This is a genomic window from Streptomyces sp. NPDC016469 (assembly GCF_040632905.1).
GTDB lineage: Bacteria > Actinomycetota > Actinomycetes > Streptomycetales > Streptomycetaceae > Streptomyces.
This window is the reverse complement of record NZ_JBEYCQ010000036.1, coordinates 1-16,577: the sequence shown is the minus strand read 5'-3', so window position 1 is coordinate 16,577 and position 16,577 is coordinate 1. Positions and strand designations below refer to the sequence as shown.

General features: G+C 69.6%; 18 protein-coding genes and 1 pseudogene. 16 read left to right on the top strand and 3 right to left on the bottom strand.

From position 1 onward, the window contains the following. Positions 1-28 precede the first annotated feature (28 nt). The 8 genes from hemL (at position 29) to ABZ565_RS30350 (ending at position 8,698) form a co-directional block, all read left to right on the top strand. Positions 29-1,345, top strand: a complete 1,317-nt coding sequence (gene hemL, locus ABZ565_RS30385; RefSeq protein WP_361033881.1) for a glutamate-1-semialdehyde 2,1-aminomutase — start codon at positions 29-31, stop codon at positions 1,343-1,345. Then, complete coding sequence (locus ABZ565_RS30380) at positions 1,342-2,031, top strand: histidine phosphatase family protein (RefSeq protein WP_361033878.1); 690 nt, start codon at positions 1,342-1,344, stop codon at positions 2,029-2,031. Before hemL ends, ABZ565_RS30380 begins: the two co-directional genes overlap by 4 nt. Before the next feature lie 163 nt (positions 2,032-2,194). Next, positions 2,195-3,466 carry a hypothetical protein gene (locus tag ABZ565_RS30375; RefSeq protein WP_361033874.1) on the top strand — a complete coding sequence of 424 codons (1,272 nt, stop codon included), beginning with the start codon at positions 2,195-2,197 and terminating at the stop codon, positions 3,464-3,466. 67 nt (positions 3,467-3,533) lie between these two features. After that, entirely contained in the window at positions 3,534-4,142 is a 609-nt protein-coding gene (locus ABZ565_RS30370) for a TlpA disulfide reductase family protein (protein WP_361033871.1), read from the top strand. A gap of 4 nt (positions 4,143-4,146) precedes the next feature. Then, a complete protein-coding gene (locus tag ABZ565_RS30365) occupies positions 4,147-4,908 on the top strand; it encodes a cytochrome c biogenesis protein CcdA (protein ID WP_361033868.1) in 762 nt (253 codons plus the stop codon). 6 nt (positions 4,909-4,914) lie between these two features. Further along, positions 4,915-6,636: a cytochrome c biogenesis protein ResB gene (locus ABZ565_RS30360; protein ID WP_361033865.1), complete on the top strand. Its 1,722-nt coding sequence runs from the start codon at positions 4,915-4,917 to the stop codon at positions 6,634-6,636. Then, a complete protein-coding gene (gene ccsB, locus ABZ565_RS30355) occupies positions 6,633-7,721 on the top strand; it encodes a c-type cytochrome biogenesis protein CcsB (RefSeq protein WP_361033862.1) in 1,089 nt (362 codons plus the stop codon). Before ABZ565_RS30360 ends, ccsB begins: the two co-directional genes overlap by 4 nt. A gap of 74 nt (positions 7,722-7,795) precedes the next feature. Beyond that, a complete protein-coding gene (locus tag ABZ565_RS30350) occupies positions 7,796-8,698 on the top strand; it encodes an aminoglycoside phosphotransferase family protein (RefSeq protein ID WP_361033859.1) in 903 nt (300 codons plus the stop codon). Here the strand turns inward: ABZ565_RS30350 and ABZ565_RS30345 are convergent. Both ABZ565_RS30345 and ABZ565_RS30340 read right to left on the bottom strand, forming a co-directional pair. Continuing rightward, positions 8,695-9,081 (bottom strand): PLD nuclease N-terminal domain-containing protein, encoded by a 387-nt coding sequence (locus tag ABZ565_RS30345; RefSeq protein ID WP_361033857.1) that lies wholly within the window; start codon positions 9,079-9,081, stop codon positions 8,695-8,697. The genes ABZ565_RS30350 and ABZ565_RS30345 overlap by 4 nt on opposite strands. Positions 9,082-9,154: 73 nt before the next feature. Beyond that, complete coding sequence (locus ABZ565_RS30340) at positions 9,155-9,964, bottom strand: methyltransferase domain-containing protein (protein WP_361033854.1); 810 nt, start codon at positions 9,962-9,964, stop codon at positions 9,155-9,157. An 89-nt stretch (positions 9,965-10,053) separates the two neighbouring features. Here ABZ565_RS30340 and ABZ565_RS30335 point away from each other — a divergent pair, with 89 nt between their 5' ends. Genes ABZ565_RS30335 through ABZ565_RS30310 form a run of 6 tightly spaced genes read left to right on the top strand, consistent with a single transcriptional unit; the run spans position 10,054 to position 15,530 of the window. Then, positions 10,054-10,788, top strand: a complete 735-nt coding sequence (locus ABZ565_RS30335; protein WP_361033851.1) for a GntR family transcriptional regulator — start codon at positions 10,054-10,056, stop codon at positions 10,786-10,788. A gap of 36 nt (positions 10,789-10,824) precedes the next feature. Beyond that, positions 10,825-11,169, top strand: a complete 345-nt coding sequence (locus ABZ565_RS30330; RefSeq protein ID WP_361033848.1) for a hypothetical protein — start codon at positions 10,825-10,827, stop codon at positions 11,167-11,169. Then, positions 11,153-12,400 (top strand): transposase, encoded by a 1,248-nt coding sequence (locus ABZ565_RS30325; RefSeq protein WP_361033845.1) that lies wholly within the window; start codon positions 11,153-11,155, stop codon positions 12,398-12,400. The genes ABZ565_RS30330 and ABZ565_RS30325 overlap by 17 nt, the downstream gene beginning before the upstream one ends. A gap of 50 nt (positions 12,401-12,450) precedes the next feature. Then, positions 12,451-13,908 carry a menaquinone biosynthesis decarboxylase gene (locus tag ABZ565_RS30320; protein ID WP_361033842.1) on the top strand — a complete coding sequence of 486 codons (1,458 nt, stop codon included), beginning with the start codon at positions 12,451-12,453 and terminating at the stop codon, positions 13,906-13,908. Then, positions 13,905-14,822 (top strand): menaquinone biosynthesis prenyltransferase MqnP, encoded by a 918-nt coding sequence (gene mqnP / locus ABZ565_RS30315; protein ID WP_361033839.1) that lies wholly within the window; start codon positions 13,905-13,907, stop codon positions 14,820-14,822. Before ABZ565_RS30320 ends, mqnP begins: the two co-directional genes overlap by 4 nt. A gap of 42 nt (positions 14,823-14,864) precedes the next feature. Further along, on the top strand, positions 14,865-15,530 hold the full coding sequence (locus ABZ565_RS30310) for a UbiX family flavin prenyltransferase (RefSeq protein ID WP_361033836.1): 666 nt from the start codon (positions 14,865-14,867) through the stop codon (positions 15,528-15,530). Positions 15,531-15,552: 22 nt separating this feature from the next. Here the strand turns inward: ABZ565_RS30310 and ABZ565_RS30305 are convergent, their stop codons facing one another. Then, complete coding sequence (locus ABZ565_RS30305; protein ID WP_361033833.1) at positions 15,553-15,690, bottom strand: hypothetical protein; 138 nt, start codon at positions 15,688-15,690, stop codon at positions 15,553-15,555. Between the two features lie 132 nt (positions 15,691-15,822). Between ABZ565_RS30305 and ABZ565_RS30300 the strand changes: the two genes are divergently transcribed. Both ABZ565_RS30300 and ABZ565_RS30295 read left to right on the top strand, forming a co-directional pair. Next, complete coding sequence (locus ABZ565_RS30300; protein WP_361033830.1) at positions 15,823-16,278, top strand: Lrp/AsnC family transcriptional regulator; 456 nt, start codon at positions 15,823-15,825, stop codon at positions 16,276-16,278. 46 nt (positions 16,279-16,324) lie between these two features. Then, positions 16,325-16,577, top strand: a pseudogene (locus ABZ565_RS30295) (aminofutalosine synthase MqnE); the annotation flags it as partial.

The following is a 16,577-nucleotide window of genomic DNA, read 5'->3' as shown; positions in this document are numbered from 1 at the left end:
CGCAAAGACCGTCCGTGGCTCTGACACCATGGCATGTGTGAGCTTTCCCTATGACGCCCCAGTTTCGCAGACGCTTTTCGACCGCGCGTCCCTCGTGACGCCCGGCGGCGTGAACTCTCCTGTCCGAGCCTTCCGTGCCGTGGGCGGTACGCCCCGGTTCATGGTGTCCGGTTCCGGTCCGTACCTGACCGACGCCGACGGGCGGGAGTACGTCGACCTCGTGTGCTCGTGGGGGCCGATGATCCTCGGCCACTCCCACCCCGAGGTGATCGCCGCAGTCCAGGAGGCCGTCGCCCGCGGCACCTCGTTCGGTACGCCCGGCGAGGGCGAGGTGGCGCTCGCCGAGGAGATCGTCGCGCGCGTCGAGCCGGTCGAGCAGGTGCGGCTTGTGTCGTCGGGGACCGAGGCGACGATGTCCGCGATCCGCCTCGCCCGCGGGTTCACCGGCCGGGCCAAGATCGTGAAGTTCGCCGGCTGCTACCACGGCCACGTGGACGCCCTGCTCGCCTCGGCCGGGTCCGGCGTCGCGACGTTCGGGCTGCCGGACACCCCCGGGGTCACCGGTGCGCAGGCGGGCGACACGATCGTGCTGCCGTACAACGACCTGGACGCCGTGCGCGCCGCGTTCGCCGCGCGGCCGGGCGAGATCGCGTGCGTGATCACCGAGGCGTCGCCGGGCAACATGGGCGTCGTCCCGCCGCTGGACGGGTTCAACGCGGGGCTCAAGGAGCTGTGCGCCGCCAACGGGGCGCTGTACATCTCCGACGAGGTGATGACCGGATTCCGTACGTCGAAGGCCGGCTGGTACGGCGTCGACGGGGTCCGCCCGGACCTGATGACCTTCGGCAAGGTCATGGGCGGCGGCTTCCCGGCCGCGGCGTTCGGCGGGCGCGCCGACGTGATGGCGCACCTGGCCCCGGCCGGCCCGGTCTACCAGGCGGGCACGCTGTCCGGGAACCCGGTCGCCACCGCCGCCGGGCTCGCGCAGCTGCGGCTGCTGGACGACGCCGCGTACGCGAAGGTGAACGCGGTCTCCGCCGAGATCCGGGGTCTGGTGAGCGCCGCCCTGGACAAGGAGGGCGTCGCGCACACCGTCCAGGCGGCGAGCAACATGTTCTCCGTGTTCTTCACGGACGGGCCCGTCCGTGACTACGAGGACGCCAAGCGGCAGGACGCCTTCCGCTTCACCCCGTTCTTCCACTCGATGCTGGCGCAGGGGGTCTACCTCCCGCCGTCCGCGTTCGAGTCGTGGTTCGTGTCCACCGCCCACGACGCGCAGGCCGTCGAGCGCATCGCCGCCGCCCTGCCCGCCGCCGCCCGCGCCGCCTCGGAGGCCACCGCATGAGCGAGAAGAACCCCGACGACATCACCGTGGTCCACCTGATGCGCCACGGCGAGGTGCACAACCCGGAGGGCGTGCTGTACGGGCGCCGCCCCGGGTACCACCTCTCCGAGCTGGGCCGGCAGATGGCCGACCGGGTCGCCGAGCACCTGGAGAAGCGCGACATCACGTACGCCGTCGCCTCCCCGCTGGAGCGCGCCCAGGAGACCGCGACCCCGATCGCCAAGGCGCACGGCCTGGACCTCGCCACGGACGACCGGCTCATCGAGGCCGCCAACGTCTTCGAGGGCAAGACCTTCGGCGTGGGCGACGGCGCGCTGCGCAAGCCGGACAACTGGAAGCACCTCACGAACCCGTTCCGGCCGTCCTGGGGCGAGCCGTACATCGAGCAGGTGGTCCGCATGATGGGCGCGCTCGACGCGGCGCGGGACGCGGCCCGAGGGCACGAGGCGGTCTGCGTCAGCCACCAGCTGCCGATCTGGATCGTCCGCAGCTTCGTGGAGCGGCGGCGGCTCTGGCACGACCCGCGCAAGCGGCAGTGCACCCTCGCCTCGCTGACCACCTTCACGTACCGGGGCGACAAGATCGTCTCCGTCGGCTACTCGGAGCCGGCCCGCGACCTGGTCCCCGCGCACCTGCGGGCCGGGGCCAAGCCGGTGAAGGGCGCCTCGAAGGGGTTCGGCGCGTAGCGGCCCCGCGGGCTGAAGTTACGTACCTCTGTTCGGTCGGCGTCCGGGTCTGGTTTCGTAAAGAATTTTGTGCTATCCGGGGGAACCTCCGTGTGGCTCCTCCCATCTAAGCGATTGCCAGTTTGTATGGATTAAGGCAAAACGACCGCAGATGGGAAGCCGCATGCGTGAGATCAGCCGAAGGGGATTGCTCGGAGCCGGTCTCGGCGCCGCGGCCGCCGCCGGAATGGCGGGGTGCGGCGCCACCGGCTCCGCCGGCCCCGGCGCCGGAGACGGAAGCCCGAGCCCCGACAAGGGCGCCACCGGCGAGAAGGCGGCCGGCGGTACCTCGAAGGGCACCGGGCACAAGAAGGATGTCCGCGCGATCGGCGACGGTTCCACCGCCTATACCGGGAAGCAGCCGAAGCAGCCGCAGGCTCCCGTGCCCCTGGAACCCGGGCAGAAGCCGCCGCAGTTCGTGATCTTCTCCTGGGACGGGGCCGGCGAGGTCGGCAACGGGCTCTTCCCGCGCTTTCTGGAACTCGCCCGGGAACACGACGCGTCGATGACCTTCTTCCTCTCCGGCATCTATCTCCTGCCGGAATCGAAGAAAACGCTCTACCGCCCGCCGAACAACCCCGTCGGCGCCTCCGACATCGGCTATCTCACCGACGGCCACGTCAAGGAGACGCTGAAGAACGTCCGGCAGGCATGGCTCGACGGCCACGAGATCGGCACCCACTTCAACGGGCATTTCTGCGCCGGATCCGGATCGGTCGCCAACTGGACCCCCGCCCAGTGGCAGAGCGAAATCGACCAGGCGATCTCCTTCGTCACCCAATGGCGCACCAACACCGGCTGGAACGACGAGGAATCGCTCCCCTTCGATTACCGCAAGGAACTCGTCGGCGGCCGCACCCCCTGCCTCCTCGGCCAGGACAACCTGCTGCCCACCGCCAAGAAGCTCGGCTGGCGCTACGACGCCAGCTCGCCCGGCGGCACCCAGGTCTGGCCCGTCAAACGCCAGGGCGTCTGGGACCTGCCGCTCCAGGGCATCCCGTTCCCCGGGCACACCTTCGAAGTCCTCTCCATGGACTACAACATCCTCGCCAACCAGTCGCAGAACTCGACCAAGGGAATGCCCTCCCGCTATCCCGGCTGGCGCGAACAGGCCACGCAGTCCTACCTCAGCGGATTCAAGCGCGCCTACGAGACGAACCGCGCGCCCTTCTACATCGGAAACCACTTCGAGGAGTGGAACGGCGGTATCTATATGGACGCCGTCGAAGAAGCGCTCAAGCACATCGCCGGGAAACCGGATGTGCGCCTCGTCTCCTTCCGGCAGTTCGTCGACTGGCTCGACGTCCAGGACCCGGCGGTCCTCGCCAAGCTCCGTACACTCCAGGTCGGCGAAGCACCCGCCGGCGGCTGGAACACCTTCTTTAAACGAGCCTGACAACGGGCTTTACGGGCACCGAGGGGGGTGCCCAAGATCTCCGGAACGGCCATGCGAAACTTTTCACATGAGCCATGGCCGCGCACCCCGACGCCGCTTCACGCTGCTCGCCGCCCCCATGGCGGCCGCCGCGCTCGCACTGACGCTGACCGCGTGCGACTCCGGCAACAAGACCAGCGGCGGCGGCGACACCAACTTCGTCACGGGCACCGGCGGAATCGCCACCGCGCCCAAGGACGAGCGCGTCGACGCACCGGACCTCGCCGGCGAGACCGTGGACGGCAAGCAGCTCGACCTCGCCGACTACAAGGGCAAGATCATCGTCCTGAACGCCTGGGGCTCGTGGTGCGCCCCCTGCCGGCTCGAAGCGAAGTACTTCAAGCAGGTCGCCGAGGCCACGAAGGACAAGGGCGTGCAGTTCGTGGGCATCAACACCCGCGACAACTCCAAGAGCAACGCCGTGCAGTTCGAAGAGAGCCACGAGACCCCCTACCCCAGCTTCTACGACCGGACCGGGAAGCTCCTGCTGCGCTTCCCCAAGGGCACCTTCCGGCTCCAGTCCATCCCGTCCACCGTCGTCATCGACCGGGACGGCAAGCTCGCCGCCCGCTTCGTGGGCCCCATGGACGACACCGATCTGCACAAGATGCTCGACCCGCTGATCGCGGAGAAGTGATCAGGTGAGCACCCTCGCCGCCGCCCTGCAGAACGACACGGTCATGAACGGGGCCCTCCTGGTCGCCCTGCCCATCGCCCTGCTCGGCGGGCTCGTCTCGTTCTTCTCGCCCTGTGTCCTGCCGCTCGTCCCCGGCTACCTCAGCTACGTCACCGGGGTCAGCGGCGCCGACCTCGCCGAGGCCCGGCGCGGCCGCATGGTCGCAGGAGCCTCGCTGTTCGTCGTCGGCTTCACCGCCGTCTTCGTCTCCGGCGGCGCCCTCTTCGGCTACTTCGGCGACACCCTCCAGGCCAACAGCGGGCCCCTCACCAAGGTGCTCGGCGTGCTGATGGTCCTCATGGGCGTCTTCTTCATGGGCCTCATGCCGTGGATGACACAGCGCGAATTCCGTATCCACAAGAAGCCCGTGACCGGCCTGGTCGGCGCCCCGCTGCTCGGCGCCCTCTTCGGCATCGGCTGGACCCCCTGCCTCGGGCCCACGCTCAGCTCGGTGTCCATCCTCGCCATGGACCAGGGCACCGCCGGACGCGGCGCCATACTGACCGTCGCCTACTGCCTGGGCCTGGGCATCCCCTTCGTGCTCGCCGCCGTCGCCTTCCGCAAGGCACTCGGCGCGTTCGGATGGGTCAAGCGCCACTACGCCTGGGTCATGCGCATCGGCGGCGGCATGATGATCGTGACCGGGCTGCTCCTGCTCACCGGCGCGTGGGGCAGCATGATGCAGGAACTACAGGGCTGGTCGGCCGGCTTCCAGGTGGGGATCTGAGTACCAATGAGCAACACCACGTCCAACCCCTCCCAGGAGCGGGACCAGGAGAACGCCACTGAGCTCGGCGCCGCCGGCTCCCAGCTCTCCACCGCCCCCCGCGAGGAGTCCCTGGCGAACCTCCCCGCCATGGGCGTCATCGGCTGGATCCGCTGGTTCTGGCGCCAGCTCACCTCCATGCGGGTCGCGCTGATCCTGCTCTTCCTGCTCTCCCTCGGCGCCATCCCCGGCTCGCTGATCCCGCAGAACAGCGTGGACGAGCTGAAGGTGCAGACGTTCAAGGACGCGCACACCGTCGTCACGCCGATCTACGAGAAGCTCCAGTTCTTCGACGTCTACAGCTCGGTGTGGTTCTCCGCGATCTACATCCTGCTGTTCGTCTCGCTCATCGGCTGCATCGTCCCGCGCACCGCCACCTTCGTCGGCCAGCTCCGCAGCCGCCCGCCGGGCGCCCCCAAGCGCCTCACCCGGCTGCCCGCGTACACCACCTGGCGCACCGAGGCCGAGCCGGAGAAGGTCCACGAGGCCGCGCTCGCGATCGTCCGCAAGCGCCGCTACCGGGCCCACCTCGCCGGTGACGCCGTCGCCGCCGAGAAGGGCTACCTGCGCGAGGCCGGCAACCTGGTCTTCCACATCGCGCTCATCGTGATGCTCGTCGCCTTCGCCTGGGGCCAGCTCTTCAAGTACGAGGGCGCCAAGCTGGTCGTCGAGGGCGACGGGTTCTCCAACACGATCACCCAGTACGACAACTTCAAGTCCGGCTCGCTGTACGACGACGAGTCGCTGACCCCGTTCAGCTTCACGCTGGACGACTTCATCGGCACGTACGAGCGCAAGGGGCCGCAGATCGGCACCCCGCGTACGTACGAGGCGCACGTGACCTTCTCCGACGGCGCGTACGGCAAGCCGCAGAAGAAGGTCATCAAGGTCAACGAACCCCTCGTCGTCCACGGCACGAAGGTCTACCTCAACGCCCACGGCTACGCTCCCGTCGTCTCCGTCAAGGACGGCCGGGGCAAGGAGGTCTACAAGGCCGCCGTCCCGCTGCTGCCGATCGACAACAACGTCACGTCGAGCGGCGCCATCAAGGTGCTCGACGGCTACCGCGACAAGAACGGCAAGACCGAGCAGCTGGGCTTCCAGGCGTTCTTCGTGCCGACCTTCGCGGGCAAGGGCAAGGGCACCATGTGGTCCCAGTTCCCGGCCGCCGACTTCCCCGTACTCGCCCTCAACGGCTACCACGGCTCGGTCGGCGTCGACTCCGGCATCGCGCAGAACGTGTACCAGCTGGACACGGCCAAGATGAAGGAGTTCAAGGACTCCAACGGCGACCAGCTCAAGCAGCGCCTCCTCGTCGGCGAGACGATGAAGCTGCCCCATGGGGCCGGCTCCATCACCTTCGAGGGCCTTCAGGAGTGGGCGAGCTTCCAGATCTCCGAGCAGCCCGCCAGCGGCTGGGCGCTCACCGGCGCCGTAGCCGCCATCGCCGGCCTCGCCGGCTCCCTGTTCATCCAGCGCCGACGCGTCTGGATCCGGGCCGCGCGCGGCGCCGACGGCGTCACCGTGGTCGAGATGGCCGGGCTCGGCCGCAGCGAGTCCGCGAAGCTTCCCGAGGAGCTGGCCGACCTCGCGGTCACGCTCAACGCCGAGGCGCCCACCGCGCCCGGCACCGACAGCGACGTCGCCGAGGCGTCCTCCGTAGAACCCGCCGAAGGGGCTGAGAAGTGAATCTCGCCGCCGCAACCAACGAGAACCTGGCACACACCAGCAATGTGCTGATCTACTCGTCGATGGCCGTCTACACCCTGGCCTTCTTCGCGCACATCGCGGAGTGGGTGTTCGGCAGCCGCAGCAAGGTCGGCCGCACCGCCGCCGCGCTCACCACCGAGGAGGCCGCCGCGACGGCCGGCACGGTGAAGGTCCAGGTCGCCACCCAGGGCGGGGGCACCGCCGTCCTGGAGAAGCCCAAGGTCATCACCCGGTCCGCCACCGGCTCGCGGGACGTCCCGGACGGGCCCGGCGCCGCCGGCGGCACGTTCAAGGGCGACCTCTACGGGCGGATGGCGGTCTCGCTGACGGTCCTCGCGTTCCTGGTCGAGGCCGCCGGCGTCGTCGCCCGCGCGCTGTCCGTGCAGCGCGCGCCCTGGGGCAACATGTACGAGTTCTCCATCACCTTCTCCACGGTGGCGGTCGGCGCGTACCTGATCCTGCTCGCGCTGAAGAAGAACGTCCGCTGGATGGGCCTGATCCTGGTCACGGCCATCCTGCTCGACCTCGGCCTCGCGACCACGGTGCTCTACACCTCCAGTGACCAGCTGGTGCCCGCGCTCCACTCGTACTGGCTGTGGATCCACGTCTCCACCGCCATCATCTGCGGCGCCGTGTTCTTCATCGGCGGCATCGGCACCCTCATCTACCTCTTCCGCGACAGCTACGAGAACAAGCTCGCGAACGGCGGGGAGCCGGGCACCTTCGCCCACTCCGTGCTCTCCCGGATGCCGTCGGCGTCGAGCCTCGACAAGTTCTCGTACCGGATCAACGCGGCCGTCTTCCCGCTGTGGACGTTCACGATCATCGCGGGCGCGATCTGGGCCGGGGACGCCTGGGGCCGCTACTGGGGCTGGGACCCCAAGGAGGTCTGGTCCTTCATCACCTGGGTCGCCTACGCCGCCTACCTGCACGCCCGCGCCACCGCCGGCTGGAAGGGCCGCAAGGCCGCCTACCTGGCCCTGATCGCCTTCGGCTGCTGGATCTTCAACTACTACGGCGTCAACATCTTCGTCACCGGCAAGCACTCGTACGCCGGCGTCTGACGCACACCACGACTCCTGCCCGCCACCGGTCCGCCGGGGCGGGCAGCGGTCTTTCCCCGGGGGAGGGGCACCGCATGACCATGCACGACGACCAGGTGGACGTGACCACGGAGACCGTGGCGGCCCTGATCCGCGACCAGTTCCCGCAGTGGGCCGGCGAGGCCGTCCGCCCCCTGGCCTCCACCGGCACGATGAACACCATCTTCCGCATCGGCGACCGCCTCTCCGCGCGCTTCCCGCTGCACCGGGCCGACCCCGCCGAAACGCTGGCGGCCCTGGAACAGGAGGCGCGGGCGGCCGCGGAGTTCGCGCGGGTCTCCCGCCTCCCCGCCCCGGAGCCCGTCGCCCTGGGCGCGCCCGGGGCCGGCTACCCCATGCCCTGGGCCGTCCAGACCTGGCTGCCCGGGACCAACGCCTTCGACGCCGATCCGGCCGGGTCCGACGCCTTCGCCCAGGACCTCGCGGACTTCGTCGCCGGCCTCCGGGGCGCGGAGACGCACGGGCGGACCTTCAGTGGCGGGGGACGCGGCGGGGTGATCGCCGACCACGACGGCTGGATGGCCACGTGCTTCGAGCGGAGCGAGGGCCTGCTCGACGTGGCCCCGCTGCGCGCGCTGTGGACCGGCTTCCGGGAGCTGCCGCGTACGAGCCCCGACGTGATGAGCCACGGCGACCTGATCCCCGGCAACGTCCTGGTCCTGGGCGGCCGGCTCGGCGGCGTGCTCGACACCGGGGGCTTCGGCCCGGCGGACCCGGCGCTGGACCTGGTCGGCGCCTGGCACCTGCTGGGGCCGGGGCCGCGCGAGGTGTTCCGGCGGGCCCTGGGCTGCGACGAGCCGGAGTGGGAGCGCGGCAGGGCGTGGGCGTTCGAGCAGGCGATGGGCCTGGTCCAGTACTACGCGGAGAGCAATCCGCCGATGAGCGCGCTGGGCCGCCGTACCCTCGCCCGCCTCCTGGACCCGGCGGGTGCCGCCTAGGAAGCTTCCTCGGTGCCGTTCTCGCGGCGCTTCAGCTCCTCCTCGCGGCGGCGCAGGTCCGCCTCCCAGTCCTTGAGCACCGCCTCGTCCTTCTTGTTCTCCTCCTTCAGCGTCTTCAGGAAGTCCGGGTTGTCGTCCGGCGCGACCCACTGCTGGCGGTGGTTGCGGTGCCACTCGGAGGGCGTACGGCCTCCGGCGGGCACCTGGCGGACCTTGCCCGCGGCCAGCCACACGATCGGGCCGACGATCCAGAACAGCAGGATGATGAAGACCCAGGCGATCTTCGGCAGGTGCTTGGCCTCGTCCTCCGGGGTGTTCAGGCAGTCGATGAACGCGAAGATCGTCAGCGCCAGCGGCAGAAGGTAGATCAGGGCCCGGAACATGGTGGAGAAGTCCCCCCGAGAAGAGTTGGCGGGGCATTGCCCCGCCCCGGTGACGGGCCCAGGGTAGCGGGTGTCATTTACGCCCCACGGCGAGCAGGTGGGAACTGGCGGCGAGCAGCTCTGGGTACGGTTCTGCCATGCGGGCGGCCGCCAGCGCGGAGGCGAACAGGCGCGATCCGACCAGGGATTCCCCCGTGTGGCGCTCGGCCGCTTTCAGGAGGGCCCAGGTGGGTCCCTCGACGCCGTACACCCGGGTGCCGGTCAGTCTCGCGTCGCGCAATTCGGCATCCAGTTCGGCGCCCGTGTGGAAGTGGGCCTCCGTGAAGCCCTTCTTCCCGTCGTGCGATCCGGTGTCCAGGATCTTGGCGATGCCCTGCTGGAGCGAGTCGCGGTCGAGGTGGGCGAGTGCGGTGTGCTCGAAGAGCGAGGCGTAGCGGTTGATGCCGGCGGCGGCGACGAGTCCGCCGGGCCGGGCCACGCGGTACGCCTCCGCCAGGGCGGTCTTCCGGTCGGCGGCTTCCACGAGGTGGTAGAGCGGGCCGAGGACCAGAACCACGTCGTACGAGTCGTCGGCCGCGCTCAGCGCCCGGGCATCCCCCAGCTCGACGCTGCACCCGGAGCCCTCGGCCTCGGAGAGGTGCCGTTGTACGGGGTCCACGAGGTGCACGCGGTAGCCGTCGGCGGAGAGCCAGCGGGCGTGGGCGCCGGGGCCGCCGCCGACATCCAGTACGGAAGCGGGTGCGGGTGGCAGGTGCCGGCGCAGCAGCTCCTGGGTGCGGACCATCTCCAGGACGCCGTCGGCGGGGCCGGAGAGCCGGTCGGACTCGTTGATGGTGGCTGAGTAGAACTCGATGATTCCTGCCGGGACTTGGTAAGCCGTCATGAGACCGTCCTGTTCCGGGCCGAAGCCGAGGCGGGTGTATCTCTCGGCTAACCTAACCGGTTGACCTGTCCAGCTACCAGGAGATCACAGTGCCGCAATTGAAGTACGAGCAGATCGCGGAGTCCCTGCGCGCCAGGATCTCGGACGGCGAGTTCGGGCCGGGTGACCTGCTGCCTTCCGGGCGCGACCTGTGCGAGCAGTGGTCGGTCTCGCGCGCCACCGTCATCAAGGCGATGGACGTACTGCGTGGTGACGGGCTTGTGGTTGCCCGGCAGGGTTCGGGCTTCACGGTGGTGGAGACTCCGGTGGCCCGGCCCGCCGGGCGCCGTTCCGCCGGATCGACGCGGGTGTCCGGCGGGCGGCCGTTCAGGCGTCTGGGAGTGCCGGAGAAGGAGAAGCCGCCCACGAGGATCGCGGACGCGATGGGGCTCGGACCCGGACAACTCGCCCTCCGCCGGGATCGGCTCATGCTCCTCGACGACGGCTCGCCGCTGTCGCTGGTCACGGCCTGGTTCCCGGAGGAGGTGGCGGACGTCTGCCCGAAGCTGGCACAGAGGGGGCCGATCCCGGAAGGGACCACGCACTATGTGGCGCGGACGACTGGCAGGTCCCCGGCTCGTGGAATGGACGTGACCTCGGTGCGGCTCGCTTCCGAGACGGAGGCCGCAAGCCTCGGGCTCGACGTACCGGCCGCGCTTGCGGTCGTCCTGCACGTGGCGAGCGACGGCGACGGCCGTGTCCTCGTGTGCGAGGAGGGCGTGACACCGGCTCACCTCTGGGAGCAGGTGGAGAGCTACCCGATGGGTGGAAGTGACGGCGATTAGCTTGATTGGACCGGTCAACCGGTCCAATCTCGGCTCATGAGCACTTCGGATCACACCGATTTCCTCCACGCCCGGTTACTCCCGTGGACCCGGCCCGACGGTGGGCCCTGCTACCTGCAGACCGACGGCCACGGCTACGTGTCGCGCGTCGCGGACGAGATGGAGGCCGTGCAGCTCAGCATGGGCGCGGAAGTCCTCGACTGCGCCAAGCCGATCATCACCGCCGCCGGGTCCACAGTCGCAGAGCTGCGTTTCGCTGCCGCGAGGCTGGCCGAGTGCCTGACGGACGCGCTGCGCGTTTCGGAAAGCAGGGGGATGCGGCTGCGGTGTGGCGGGGGAGTGGGACAGGAAGCGGAGCCCGACCGTGTTTGCGGGGCGTAAATACCGGGCGGAACTGACGGCGGAGCAGATCGCCGCCGCTGAAGGCTACGGCGGAGTCTGCCGGGCCGTCTGGAACACGGCGCTGGAGCAGCGCCAGGCATACAGGCGGCGAGGCGCCTGGATCTCGTACCAGGAGCAGGCCCGACAACTGGTCGAGGCGAAGCGCGACGAGCAGTTCGCGTGGCTTCGCGAGCCGCCCGGACACGTACTTCAGCAACTGCTGATGGACTTGGACAAGGCGTGCCGCGTGCACGGCACGTGGGCCGTGCGGTGGAAGTCGAAGGCGAGCTGGCAGCCGTCGATGCGGTTTCCTGAAGGCCGGAACTTGCGAGTGCAGCAGCTTTCGCGGAAGTGGGCGCGTGTGAAGCTCCCCAAACTCGGTTGGGTCCGGTTCCGCCTGTCACGGGCGCTGGGTGGCGTCGTCCGCTCGCTGACACTGCGTCGCGAAGGGCGGCACTGGTACGTATCGTTCCTCGTCGATACTCCGGAGGAGGAACGGACCGTCTCCCTGGAGCGTGGCCGCGTCGGCGTCGACCGAGGTGTGAAGACGGCCGCTGTCACCTCGGACGCCGATCCGGTGTCGGGACGCGGATTCTTCGCCCGTCGCTTCACGTCACCCGGCGAGGCCCAGCGATACGTACGCCTTCAGCGGCGGCTCGCACGGGCACGCAAGGGGTCTCGGCGTCGAGAGCGGGTCAAGGCGGCCATGGCCGCGATCAAGGGGCGGGTTGCCCGTCGCCGTCGGGACTTCCACGCGCAGACGGCACGTGCGCTGGTGAACGGAAACGCCCTCGTTGTGATCGAGGACCTGAACACACGCGGCATGACCGCCTCCGCCAAGGGAAGCGTGGAGAAGCCAGGAAGAATGGTCGCGCAGAAGAGCGGCCTTAACCGGGTCATTCTCGACAAGGGCTGGTACGGACTGGAAACGGCGCTCCGTAGCGCCGCCCGGACCACCGGCACCCGCATCAGAAAGATCAACCCCGCCTACACGTCCCAGACGTGCCCGGTGTGCAAGCGTGTCGACGCGGCCTCCCGCAAGAGCCAAGCGGAGTTCGTGTGCACAGCTTGCTCCCACGCCGAGCACGCGGATGTGGTCGGGGCGAAGAACACTCTGGCCGCCGGGCATGGCGGTTACAGGACGTGGAGCCCTCCAGGCGTCGGCCCGGGCCGTGAAGCGTCAACCGGGCCGTCGGTCTTCCGGCGTGCCGTCGCGTCGGTCGATGGCTGATGCGGGGAGCCCTGGCGGCCGCCGCCGGGGAGGATGTCAAACTTGTCCTCATGGCTTACGACGATCTTCGATCCCTCCTCCGGGCTCTGGAGCGCGAGGGCGAGCTCAAGCGCATCAAGGCCGAGGTCGACCCGTTTCTGGAGGTCGGTGAGATCGTCGACCGGGTGAACAAGGCCGGCGGGCCCGCGCTGCTCTTCGAGAACGTCAAGGGGTCCTCGATGCCCCTGGCCATGAACGTCTTCGGCACCGACAAGCGGCTGCTCAAGGCGCTCGGGCTGAAGTCCTACGGCGAGATCAGCGACAAGATCGGCGGGCTGCTCAGGCCCGAGCTGCCGCACGGGTTCGTCGGGGTGCGGGAAGCCTTCGGGAAGCTCGGGTCGATGGTGCACGTGCCGCCGAAGAAGGTGAAGGGCGAGAACGCGCCCGTCCAGGAGGTCGTCCTCACCGGCGACGACGTGGACCTGGACCGGCTGCCCGCGCTGTTCACCTGGCCCAAGGACGGCGGCTCCTTCTTCAACCTGGGGCTCACCCACACCAAGCACCCCGAGACCGGCATCCGCAACCTCGGGCTCTACCGGCTCCAGCGCCACGACCGGCGCACCATCGGGATGCACTGGCAGATCCACAAGGACAGCCGCAACCACTACCAGGTCGCCGCCCGGCGCGGGGAGCGGCTGCCGGTCGCCATCGCGTTCGGCGCCCCGCCCGCCGTCACGTACGCCTCCACCGCGCCGCTGCCCGAGGACATCGACGAGTACCTGTTCGCCGGGTTCCTCCAGGGCAAGCGGATCGAGATGGTCGACTGCAAGACCGTGCCGCTCCAGGTCCCGGCCAACGCCGAGGTCGTCATCGAAGGGTGGCTGGAGCCCGGCAAGACGCTCCCCGAGGGGCCGTTCGGCGACCACACCGGGTTCTACACCCCGCAGGAACCGTTCCCCGCACTGACGATCGACTGCGTGACCATGCGCAAGCGGCCGCTGCTCCAGTCCATCGTGGTGGGCCGGCCGCCGACCGAGGACGGGCCGCTGGGGCGGGCCACCGAACGCTTCTTCCTGCCGCTGCTCAAGATCATCGTTCCGGACATCGTGGACTACCACCTGCCGGAGTCCGGCGGCTTCCACAACTGCGCGATCGTCTCGATCGACAAGAAGTACCCGAAGCACGCGCAGAAGGTGATGAGCGCGATCTGGGGCGCGCACATGATGTCGCTGACGAAGCTGATCGTCGTCGTGGACTCCGACTGCGACGTCCACGACCTGCACGAGGTGTCCTGGCGGGCGCTCGGCAACACCGACTACGCCCGCGACCTGGTGGTCACCGAGGGCCCCGTCGACCACCTCGACCACGCCTCGTACCAGCAGTTCTGGGGCGGCAAGGCGGGCATCGACGCGACGCGGAAGTGGCCCGAGGAGGGGTACACGCGGGACGGGGGCTGGCCGGACATGGTCGAGCCGGACCCGGAGACGGCGGCCCTGGTGGACCGCCGATGGAAGGAATACGGACTGTGAGCGCAGCCGAAGCGACCCTGGGATCGGGGCCCGCACAACCGAACAGCAGGGTGAAGGCCTTCCTGCGGCTCGTGATGATCGAGCACTCCGTCTTCGCGCTGCCCTTCGCGTACATCGCCGCCCTGACCGCGATGTTCCTCGACGGCGGGGAGATCCAGTGGGGCACGCTGCTGCTGGTCACGGTCGCGATGGTCGGGCTGCGGACGTTCGCGATGGCCGCGAACCGGATCATCGACCGCGAGATCGACGCCCGCAATCCGCGCACGGCGGGCCGTGAGCTGGTGACCGGTGCGGTGTCGGTGAAGTCGGCGTGGACGGGGGCGCTCGTCGCCGTCGTCGTGTTCCTCGGGGCCGCCGCCCTGCTGAACCCGCTCTGCCTGGCGCTGGCGCCGGTCGCGGTGATCCCGATGGTGGTCTACCCGTACGGCAAGCGGTTCACGAACTTCCCGCACGCCATCCTGGGGTTCGCCCAGGCGATGGGCCCGGTCGGGGCCTGGCTCGCGGTGACCGGCAGCTGGTCGGGGGACGCGGTCATCCTGGGGCTCGCCGTCGGCATCTGGATCGGCGGCTTCGACCTGATCTTCGCCTGCCAGGACGTGCAGGCCGACCGGGCGCACGGGGTGCTGTCCTTCCCGGCGCGCTTCGGCATCCCGGCCGCGCTCTGGGGCGCGCGGGTGTGCCACGTGGTGACGACGGGCCTGCTGGTCTGGTTCGGCCTGGCCACGGACGCGCAGGCGTTCTATTGGATCGGCATGGTGATCGTCGCGGTGGCCTTCGTGTACGAGCACCGGGTGGTGCGCCCGCACGACCTGTCGCGGCTGAACCGGGCGTTCTTCTCGGTCAACGGCTTCATCGGGATCGCGCTCTTCGTGTGCGCGCTGCTGGATCTGGTGGTGCGCGGGCTCACGGTGTGAGCGGTGCCGGATAGGCTCGGGGGTGTGGATTCCCGGTCTTCAGTGAGCCAGCAGCAGCGAATGCCTTGGATTGTCGGGGTTTCCGGCGCTTCGGGCACCCCTTTCGCCGCCGCGGTGCTGCGTGGGCTGCTGGCGGCGGGGGAGAGCGTGGACCTGGTCGTGAGCCGGGCCTCGCGGCTGACGCTCCTGGACGAGACCGGGATCGCCTACCGGGACGCGCACTGGCGCGAGGACCTGGCGGCCTGGCTGGCGCGCGGCGCGGACGGGAAGCCGGAGACCTTCGACGTGGACCTGTCGGGCGTACGCCACTGGGCGGCCGGTGACCTGGCCGCGGGGCCGTCCTCGGGGTCGTACCCGGCGAAGGGGATGCTGATCGTCCCGGCCTCGACGGCGTGCGTGGCGGGGGTCGCGCTCGGGCTGTCGAAGGACCTGTTGCAGCGGGCGGCGAGCGTGACGCTCAAGGAGCGGCGGAAGCTGGTCGTCGCGGTCCGGGAGACGCCGTTGAGCGGGCAGACGCTGAAGCAGCTGGTGGCCCTGGACGAGGCGGGCGCGGTCGTGCTGCCCGCCTCGCCGGGCTTCTACGCGGGGGCGACGCACATCCAGGATCTGGTGGACTTCGTCGCGGGGCGGGTGCTGGACGCGGCGGGTGTGCCGCACGGGCTGTACCGCCGTTGGGAGGGGGAGCTGGGTGGCGGCTCCCCGGGCTGACCGCCGGGTGATCCGGCGGGGGTCAGCGCTTCTTGGGCGCGCGCCGGGGACCGCGGGCGCGGTCGGCCCGGAGGGCGGCGGCGGGGTGGTGGGCACGCGAGCGGTTGGCCAGGTCCTGAAGCTCGCGCATCCGGGCGTAGGCCATCTCGATCGTGTACACGGTGACGTCACTCCTGAAGATTCGTAAGCGATTTTTGGTTGTGCGAGAAGATTTGCAGGCTCCAATGCCTGCGCGCCTTAGATTCTACACGTAGACTTGCGGTACTGCTGAACAATGGAAGGTTTCAGTCATATGGACGCGGTGGACAGGCAGCTCATCCAGGCCCTCCGGGAGAACGGCAGGGCCTCGTACGCCGAGCTCGGGCGGCTCGTCGGGCTCTCCGGGCCCAGCGTCACGGACCGCATCAACCGGCTGGAATCCGCCGGTGTCATCACGGGCTACCGCGCCACCGTCGACGCGGCCTCGCTCGGCCTCGGGGTCACGGCCCTCATCGGCATCTCGCTCTCCGACGCCGCCGACCACGAGGACGTGGCGCACCGGCTGAAGGACCTCGCGGAGATCGAGGACGCCTGGTTCATCGCGGGCGACGACTCGTACATGCTCAAGGTCCGCGTGGGCGACGTGGACGGCCTGGAGAAGACGATCAGCCGCCTCAGCTCCACCAAGGGCGTCTCGCGCACCCGTACCACCATCGTGCTCTCCACCAAGTGGGAGAACCGGGTCGGAGACCTCCCCGAGGAGCGCTAGGCGTACGGTGGCGGAGTTCGGTACGGCGAGGAATTGAGGAGCACTGGTGGACGCGGGACTCAAGCGCGAACTGGAGCAGAAGGTCGAAGCCGGTGAGCGGCTGACCCGCGAGGACGGGATCTCGCTCTACGAGTCCGACGACCTGGCGTGGCTCGGCGGGCTGGCCCACCAGGTGCGGACGCGCAAGAACGGTGACGTCGTCCACTTCAACGTCAACCGCCACCTCAACATGACCAACGTGTGCACCGCCTCGTGCGCGTACTGCTCCTTCCAGCGCAAGCCGGGGGAGAAGGACGCGT

Excerpts from the sequence above, each read along its gene's own strand:
- hemL (WP_361033881.1), top strand. The coding sequence starts at position 29 with ATGGCATGTGTGAGCTTTCCCTATGACGCCCCAGTTTCGCAGACGCTT.
- ABZ565_RS30380 (WP_361033878.1), top strand. The coding sequence starts at position 1,342 with ATGAGCGAGAAGAACCCCGACGACATCACCGTGGTCCACCTGATGCGC.
- ABZ565_RS30375 (WP_361033874.1), top strand. The coding sequence starts at position 2,195 with ATGCGTGAGATCAGCCGAAGGGGATTGCTCGGAGCCGGTCTCGGCGCC.
- ABZ565_RS30370 (WP_361033871.1), top strand. The coding sequence starts at position 3,534 with ATGAGCCATGGCCGCGCACCCCGACGCCGCTTCACGCTGCTCGCCGCC.
- ABZ565_RS30360 (WP_361033865.1), top strand. The coding sequence starts at position 4,915 with ATGAGCAACACCACGTCCAACCCCTCCCAGGAGCGGGACCAGGAGAAC.
- ABZ565_RS30350 (WP_361033859.1), top strand. The coding sequence starts at position 7,796 with ATGACCATGCACGACGACCAGGTGGACGTGACCACGGAGACCGTGGCG.
- ABZ565_RS30345 (WP_361033857.1), bottom strand. The coding sequence starts at position 9,081 with ATGTTCCGGGCCCTGATCTACCTTCTGCCGCTGGCGCTGACGATCTTC.
- ABZ565_RS30340 (WP_361033854.1), bottom strand. The coding sequence starts at position 9,964 with ATGACGGCTTACCAAGTCCCGGCAGGAATCATCGAGTTCTACTCAGCC.
- ABZ565_RS30330 (WP_361033848.1), top strand. The coding sequence starts at position 10,825 with ATGAGCACTTCGGATCACACCGATTTCCTCCACGCCCGGTTACTCCCG.
- ABZ565_RS30320 (WP_361033842.1), top strand. The coding sequence starts at position 12,451 with ATGGCTTACGACGATCTTCGATCCCTCCTCCGGGCTCTGGAGCGCGAG.
- ABZ565_RS30300 (WP_361033830.1), top strand. The coding sequence starts at position 15,823 with ATGGACGCGGTGGACAGGCAGCTCATCCAGGCCCTCCGGGAGAACGGC.